Raw genomic sequence first — 8,302 nt, 5'->3', positions numbered from 1 at the left:
TAGCGCCGAAGGTACTGCACGGGAGACTGTGTGGGAGATTAGGACGTTGCCAGGTTTATTTGCGTGATTAGCTCAGTTGGTAGAGCACCTGACTCTTAATCAGGGTGTCCAGGGTTCGAATCCCTGATGACGCACCAATAATAAAAGCTACTGAATTTTTCAGTAGCTTTTTTTTATAAAAAATTATAGAATATTTATTATAAACCCTTTATATATTAATAAAATATAATATTAGAGAGATCTGTTGGTTGAAAATTAAAATTAAGATATTAGCTTATAAGAATTTTCATATTATATTTAAATAGAAATCTGAGTTAAAAGATCTAAATATAAACTTGTTATGATGTTTTTTTGTTTTGTACATGAATTTATATATTAGAATTTAATTATTCCAAAGTTATTCACAATTATATAAAGTTATAAACAGGTATTCATAAATTATTATGGATTATGTTAATAAGTAGTTAATAATTTATATATTATGTGTAAAAGTAATTAAACTAAAGTTATAAATACTTTAAGGAGGAGTTTATATGGCTTTAAATAAAAGTAAAATTGCAATAATAGGAGCTGGTCTTGTTGGTTCTACAACTGCATTTAACTTAATAACTCAAGGAGTATGCGATGAAACATTAATGATTGATATTAATAAAGAAAGAGCATATGGAGAAGTTATGGACTTAAATCACTGTATTGAGTATTTAAATAGAAATACAAAAGATTTAACAGGAGAAGTTGATTTAGATCAATTAGTGTTAGATACTTCTAGAGCTGGATGGGGAAGTTTATGAGAGAAAAGGAACTACTTATTATGCAATAGCAGCAGCAACGGTAGCAATAATAAAATCTATTATGCATAATGAAAATAAAATTATTCCAGTATCAACATTATTAGAAGGTGAATATGGAGAAAAAGATGTCTTTTGTGGAGTACCAGCAATATTAAATAGTGATGGTGTTAAAGATGTAGTTGAAATTCATATGACAGATGATGAGATGATTAAATTTAAAAATTCACTGAATGTAAATTAGAAAATATACTAATAAAGTAATCTAATTTTTAAAAATATTGTAAATAAATATCAAAAATGTTAAAAGTCTATAAAGAATTTATATATTTAGATTCTTTATAGACTTTTTTTAGTAATATTAGTCTAATATAAAAACTTTTTAAATTTATATTTTAACAATATTACTAAAAAGTTTAAATATTATTAAAAGCAATAAAAAGAGTATTTATTTTCTAGTAACAATTTATTAAATCTATTATTAAATCTATTATTAAACTTATTATGTTATTGAGTATTATAATTTCATATTTTAACGATGGATTAAATTATAGTAAACATTAATATATTAGTTATTAGAAGTATAATTTTGTGTTTGGGGGAATCTTACATGGATATGATGATTGTATTAAGTTTAATTTTTGCACTTGTAGCTTTAATTTTAGCATTTTTATTAGAGGGTGGAGTAATTACTGCATTATTTCAACTTACAGCTGCAATAATAGTATTTGGTGGTACTTTGGGTGCATTAGGTATATCATTCCCAGGAAATGTACTTAAAAAATTTCCTAAAGTTATGTCTGTAGCATTTAAAAAGAGAAAAAATAAGATGGAAGAAAATTTATTATTTTTTAAAGATATATCTACAAGAACTAGAAAAGATGGACTTTTATCGTTAGAAAAAGAAGTTTCTAAAAACAGTGATTTAGATCCATTCATAAAAAAAGGACTTCAATTGGCTATAGATGGAGTAGAGCAATCATCTATTAAGAGTATTTTAGAAACTAAATTAGAGCAAATATCAGAAAGACATCAAGTTGGAATAGAAATGTTTGCAGCAGCAGGTGGATATGCACCTACCATGGGGATAATAGGAACAGTTATGGGACTTATTCAAGTAGTTAGTAACTTAAATGACCCTACTGTATTAGGACCTAAAATAGCAGCTGCTTTTATAGCCACATTATATGGAATTTTAAGTGCAAATATTTTTTGGTTACCAATTGCTAATAAGTTAAAAGTCTTGGATATGGAAGAATATAATGAAAAAGAGATGATTATTAAAGCAATAGTATTAATTCAACAAGGTACAAATCCTAATACTCTTGTAAGTAAACTTGAAGGATTTTTAACAGAGAAGCAATCTAAATTATTAGAAGGTGAATAATTATATGAGGAAAAAAAGAGAGAATAAAGAAAATAGTGAAAGATGGTTGCTAACCTATTCTGATTTAATAACTTTGCTAATGGTTTTATTTGTAGTGTTATATGCTTCTTCAAATGTAGATAAACAAAAGTATAAACAAATATCTGATTCTTTTAAACAAGCATTTAGTATAGGTGATGCGCCAGGAGCTATAAAAGAAACTAATGAAAATAGCATTGTGAATGATGCTGTAATGGTTGAATCAGAAAAGCTTGATACGGCTAAAAGTAAAGTTGATGAGTTAATTAAGGAATATAATTTAGAAGGTAGCATTTCAACTCAAATACAAGAAAGAGGTCTTATAATAAGCTTTAATGATAATGTTTTTTTTAACAGTGGAGATGCAACTATTAAAAATGAGTATAAGCAAAAGTTAATATCCATATCTAAAATATTAAATGATATAGATAATTATATAAGAGTTGAGGGAAACACTGATAATGTAGCCATAAATACAGAAAATTTTCATTCTAATTGGCAACTGTCTGCAATTAGAGCAGCAAATGTAGTAGAGTTTCTTGTTAAAGATGGAAATATAAGTTCTGGTAGGCTTTCTGCTATTGGGTATGGTGAATATAGACCTATAAAGAGTAATGATAGTGAAGAAGGACGAGCAGCTAATAGAAGAGTTGATATAGTTATATTAAACAATGAGTATAATAAATCAGAAACATCATCTATTAAATAATGTATTATACTATTATCCTTTATATCATATATCTTTGTTTGTAAATTAAACTATAAATTAAGTTTAATATTTTTATGATTTTTTCAACAATAAAAACTTTCGGGGGCGATAGTATTTTAGAGTAGTTTAGAGTATTTAGTCGTATATTGAATATAATGTCGATATACGTCTAAAAATACTGTTGACATAATAATAGAAAGTCTATATAATTATGTCTTGTTGAGGTCGTCAAACAAAACATATGATTTCAGCTGAAAGAAAAAAATCTTTCAAGATCTGGTGATGATGGCATGGAAGTAACACTCCTACCCATTCCGAACAGGAAAGTTAAGATCCATAGCGCCGAAGGTACTGCACGGGAGACTGTGTGGGAGATTAGGACGTTGCCAGGTAAGTATGGTTCACTAGCTCAGTCGGTAGAGCACATGACTTTTAATCATGGTGTCCCGGGTTCGATTCCCGGGTGAGCCACCAAAATCGTTTCTTTAATATTAAAGAAACGATTTTTTTATTTTGTTTCATTTTTAAATTTATTATATTAGAATTAGAATTTAATAAATTTAAAAATGAAATAATTCTTTTAATTTTAAAACTTTATAATAATTTAAAATTAAAGATTAAAGATCAAATTTAAAAAGGTCCAATTAATGCATTCTGTTTTATTATTATTATTGATAACTAAAAACAATAAATAACGTTGATTGGTGATTTGTGATTAAATAAAAGTAGTATTTAAATTAACTTAAATAAATAATATATACATATAATAAAGGCAAAAAAAGATATCCTGTAAATTACATTTAATAGGATATCTTTTTTATTCGCCATAGTATATGAATTTGATTTTAAATATTAATCTAAAATTAAACCGTTATTTTTAATCTGTAATCTACTGTATTAAACTTTACATCTATAATTGTAAAGTTTGATTTGATAAAGTTTCAAATATTTTAAATTGATGTTAGCCAATTAATATGTTACAAGCTCTATCAAGAATTCCATTAAGTTCAGCTAATGCAACTCCGAAATTAGTTATAGGAACATTTTTTTCTTTAACTACCTCTAATCGTGATAATAGTTGCTTTCTTGTAAACATACAAGAACCACAATGCACTATTAATTTAAATTCAGATAGATTTTTAGGAAAATCACTTCCTGATACATTTACTATATCTAATTTTCCACCAACCTTTTTTTCAAGTAGTAAAGGTAGTTTTTCTCTTGCAATATCACCTTTTTGTGCATGATGAGTGCAAGCTTCTGCAATTAACACTTTGTCATTAGGTTTTAAATTATTAATTGCTTTGGCTCCTTTTATAAATAGTTCTAAATCTCCTTTATATCTTGCCATTAAAATAGAGAATGAAGTTAATCTTATATTATGAGGAACTATTTCATTTACTTTTTTAAACATTTGAGAATCTGTAATCACTAAAGAAGGATTTTTAATTATCTTTAGCAAGTCTTCTAATTCCGTATCTTTAACTGTAAGTGCCATAGCATCATTATCTAGAATATCTCTTATTATTTGTACTTGAGGCAATATAAGTCTCCCTTTAGGAGCTTGGATATCTTGAGGAGCAACCAATATAACCCTATCTTTAGGTTTTACTATATCACCAAGTATAGTAGGCATTTCAAAATCAATAGGTGCATTTTTAATAAGAAGCTCTTTAAATTTACCTATATTTATTTTTTCTCTAGAACTTATTTCTACAAATGGAATATCAAATTCTTTTTGTAATAATTCTAAGTTACTTATTCCCAAATCAATTTTATTTACTACGCCTATTACAGGAATATTTTTTTCTTTTAAATCTTTAAGCCATTCTTTCTCATTTTCAATATTATTCTCTTCTGCTGAAAATACAAGTACAGCTAAATCTGTTTTTAACATTACTTCTTTTGTTTTTTCAACTCTTAATGTTCCTAAATCACCAGTATCATCTAATCCAGCGGTATCTATAATAACTACTGGTCCTAAAGGAAGTAATTCCATTGCCTTTGACACTGGATCAGTTGTAGTACCAGGAGTATCTGATACTAATGAAAGTGGTTGATTTGTTAGAGCATTAATTAAACTTGATTTACCTGCATTTCTTTTTCCGAATATAGATATATGTAATCTATTTGCTTTTGGAGTATTAAGCATAAATAAGCCTCCCTCTATAACTTAATTTTAAATTTTTAATTAGATAGTATAGTTCTTACTCAATATAAAAAGTTAATGTATATTTTTATTTATTGGAATAAACAAATTTTATTATTATTTTATAAATAGCTGTAAAACATTTTTTACTTTAGTTTTGTTTATTTTTCAATAACTTAAATTTGCTATATATATCATCTTTTATAAATGTTAAAAAACGTTTTAAATTTTGTAAATCTTCTTTTAGTGTGGTTTCTTCATCAGAAGATAGATATCCGTTATTAAATAATGTGAGAATAAAAAATAATATACCTAGATTAATATAGATATCCTTTATATCTGCAATAAATAAATTGCTGATTCCAATAAAATCTAAACTTCCACCATAAAATATTTTATCAATTAATGAACAAAGAGCTCCACCAAATATAAATAAAAAACACATATCTGACCAGAAATCTTTATTATCTTTATATAGAGCATATCTGTATATTTCAACAAATAGAAAAAGTGCAATGATATTAAAAAATATTAATAATGGAAAACTTACATTAGTTCCAAATCTTGCGTTTAACCATGAACCATCAGTATTAATTATTGGATTAAAAGATAGTAAATTAGGAATTATATCTATATAGTAATCAAAATAAAATAACTTTATGAATATTTTAATTCCTTGATCAATTAGCATTAATGATAAGAAAAGTTTTAACATTGTTTTAAATTTAAAGCCACTTTGATTTTTATATCCTATTTTATAAATGAATAATCCTACTAAAGCAAACAAAAACATAAGGAACATATTTAACATTACTGTAGGCATATCTTTAATCCTACCTGTGAATAATTCAAATAAAAAGTATAAAAACCACATAAGTGGTAGAATGCCTATTGTTAAGATTTTTTTATTATTCATACATTTTCCTCCTAAATATAGTGTGAACAGTTTTTTTATATAATTTATAACCATTATATAATTTATTAAAGTGTTATTTAATGATTTAAATTTATAACTAAAAATATTGTAGTGTGAGATTTCTTACACCTATGGATAAGCAAAGGCATAAAATAGATAATTTCATGGTTTCTAAGCAACTTTTTATTATATTAAAGTTTATCATATTAGATTTTAAAATTCATTATTATATAAGATATAAATTAAATATTGAAATTTTAAAAATATATTTTTTATATCAAGTAATATATTACAATACATGTAATATATAATGGTAAAATTAAATAAGATATTATATTAGAAAAAAACACTATATAAAATTTGAGAGGGGAGTTAATCATGCTAACTATTTTTGCCATATCAGATTCTATAGCGGAAACAGCTCATCAAGTAACACTAGCAGTGGCAGCTCAATTTAAAGAGAAAATAAAAATAAGAAGAGTACCATATATCAAAACAATTGATGATGTGGATTGTATTTTTCCTGAAATAGCTAAGATAGAAAGGAAAATAATCATATCAACAATAATTACTGTAGATGTTAGAGAATACTTAACTAAAAAATGTTATGAAGAAAATACTTATATTATGAATGTGCTAGGACCGCTTATAGATTCAATATCAAGTATGTTAAATACTAGTCCAGAATATAAACCTGGAGCTATGAGACAAATAGATGAAATATATTATAAAAGAATAGAGGCTATGGAATTTGCTATGCAATATGATGATAGTAAAGACTATGGTGGACTTAAAAATGCAGATGTAGTGCTAATAGGATTATCAAGAACATCTAAAACACCATTAAGTATGTATTTAGCTAATAAGGGTATTAGGGCTATAAATATACCATTAATGCCTGAAATAGGTGTACCAGATGAAATATATACTATAGATAAGAAGAAAATTTTCGGATTAAAAATAGATGCATTTCAATTAATAGAAATTAGAAAGAAGAGATTAGATAAATTCCATCGTATATCTTCAAGTATTGAATATGCTGGTGATGAAAGAATATTAGAAGAGTTAGAGTATTCAGATAAGATAATGAAGAAGTTAGGATGTAAAACAATAGACATAACACAAAGAGCTATAGAAGATACAGCTTTAATTATTTTAGAATCAATTGGATATAATAAGAGTACAAATAGTTATTAGGCATATCTTGGCTATTGGGGAGTGTGATTTAATATGAAAATAGGATTAGTATTATCAGGGGGTGGAGCTAGAGGCGCATATCAAATAGGTGTGTGGAAGGCGTTAAAAGAATTAAAAATTGATAGATACGTAGAAGTGGTTTCAGGAACATCTATTGGAGCATTAAATGCTATATTATTTTGCCAAGGAGATATAGAAAAGGCAGAAGAAGCATGGCTTAATATATCAAAAGAAAAAGTTCTTCCTATAGATAATAAAGATTTAAATATTAAAGGTTTTTTAATATCCTTAGGATTAAAAAATATGAATTTAGTAAAGAAGTGTATGCCGAAGATGATTGATACTGGAAGTCTTTCAAGGGAAGGCTTAACTGATATTATGAATAAATATGTTAATTTTAAAGATATAGAGAGTTGTAATAAATTATGCTATGCAGCGTGTACAGAGCTTACAACCTTTCAACCTAAATACTTTAAGATTAATGGATATCCTGAAAAAAATATAAGAAGTATTCTATTTGCATCATCAGCATTACCTATGATATATGAATCAGAAGAATTTGAATCTATAAAGTATGTAGATGGTGGAATGGCTGATAATGTTCCTGTACAGCCTGTATATGGTGAAAATTGTGACATTATAATAGCAGTACATCTTTCTAAGGATTCTCATATAAATAAAAAGTTATTTCCAAATACTAAAATAATAGAGATATATCCATCTATTATGGAAGAGGGAGTATTAGATGGTATATTAGATTTTGTTCCTGAGAGTGCTGAAAAAAGAATTAAACTAGGTTATATGGATACCATTGATTATTTAAAGCCAATTATGGATTTAGGCGTATTAGTTTTTAAGCATAAACCAATACCTGATATAGATACTCAAAAAGTACTTAATTATGTAAAAGAGAAGTTTATTAAAAAATAATAGAAATTTATTGTTGACACCATATAAATAAAATGGTAAGATAAAACACGTCGCTAAGAGATGCGGCCAACAAGAAAGAAAAAAGTTAAGAAATTAAATTTCAACTTATTAAAAAAACTTGTTGACAGAAAAGAAATCAAATGTTATACTGAGTAAGTCGCTTAAGGGTGACGCAGTAAAACAAGAGAAAATTTGGTCTTTGAAAATT

General features: G+C 26.1%; 6 protein-coding genes, 2 tRNA genes, 1 rRNA gene and 1 pseudogene. 8 read left to right on the top strand and 2 right to left on the bottom strand.

The window, feature by feature from the left end; genetic code table 11:
- Positions 1-61 precede the first annotated feature (61 nt).
- The 6 genes and pseudogenes from RYM86_RS18265 (at position 62) to RYM86_RS18240 (ending at position 3,376) form a co-directional block, all read left to right on the top strand.
- Positions 62-137, top strand: a tRNA-Lys gene (locus RYM86_RS18265).
- A 396-nt stretch (positions 138-533) separates the two neighbouring features.
- A pseudogene (locus RYM86_RS18260) lies at positions 534-1,057 on the top strand (hypothetical protein).
- Positions 1,058-1,398: 341 nt separating this feature from the next.
- The gene (locus RYM86_RS18255; protein WP_315082262.1) at positions 1,399-2,175 is read left to right on the top strand and encodes a flagellar motor protein; all 777 of its coding nucleotides are present in this window, start codon (positions 1,399-1,401) and stop codon (positions 2,173-2,175) included.
- A gap of 4 nt (positions 2,176-2,179) precedes the next feature.
- Positions 2,180-2,902: a flagellar motor protein MotB gene (locus RYM86_RS18250; RefSeq protein WP_315082260.1), complete on the top strand. Its 723-nt coding sequence runs from the start codon at positions 2,180-2,182 to the stop codon at positions 2,900-2,902.
- A 275-nt stretch (positions 2,903-3,177) separates the two neighbouring features.
- Positions 3,178-3,294 (top strand): 5S ribosomal RNA (gene rrf / locus RYM86_RS18245).
- Between the two features lie 6 nt (positions 3,295-3,300).
- Positions 3,301-3,376: transfer RNA gene (locus RYM86_RS18240), tRNA-Lys, on the top strand.
- A 487-nt stretch (positions 3,377-3,863) separates the two neighbouring features.
- Here the strand turns inward: RYM86_RS18240 and hydF are convergent.
- Both hydF and RYM86_RS18230 read right to left on the bottom strand, forming a co-directional pair.
- On the bottom strand, positions 3,864-5,054 hold the full coding sequence (gene hydF, locus RYM86_RS18235) for a [FeFe] hydrogenase H-cluster maturation GTPase HydF (RefSeq protein WP_315082259.1): 1,191 nt from the start codon (positions 5,052-5,054) through the stop codon (positions 3,864-3,866).
- Positions 5,055-5,202: 148 nt separating this feature from the next.
- Entirely contained in the window at positions 5,203-5,967 is a 765-nt protein-coding gene (locus RYM86_RS18230; RefSeq protein ID WP_315082258.1) for a signal peptidase II, read from the bottom strand.
- A 378-nt stretch (positions 5,968-6,345) separates the two neighbouring features.
- On the opposite strand from RYM86_RS18230, the gene RYM86_RS18225 reads away from it, so the two are divergent.
- Together RYM86_RS18225 and RYM86_RS18220 are read left to right on the top strand one after the other, a co-directional pair.
- Positions 6,346-7,164 carry a pyruvate, water dikinase regulatory protein gene (locus tag RYM86_RS18225; RefSeq protein ID WP_315082257.1) on the top strand — a complete coding sequence of 273 codons (819 nt, stop codon included), beginning with the start codon at positions 6,346-6,348 and terminating at the stop codon, positions 7,162-7,164.
- A gap of 33 nt (positions 7,165-7,197) precedes the next feature.
- Positions 7,198-8,094, top strand: coding sequence for a patatin-like phospholipase family protein (locus tag RYM86_RS18220; RefSeq protein ID WP_315082256.1), 897 nt, complete (start codon positions 7,198-7,200; stop codon positions 8,092-8,094).
- The last annotated feature ends 208 nt before the right edge of the window (positions 8,095-8,302 follow it).

The organism is uncultured Clostridium sp. (genome assembly GCF_963527835.1).
Classification (GTDB): Bacteria; Bacillota; Clostridia; order Clostridiales; family Clostridiaceae; genus Clostridium.
Note: the sequence above shows the minus strand (reverse complement) of the source record. Positions and strands in the feature narration are given on the sequence as shown.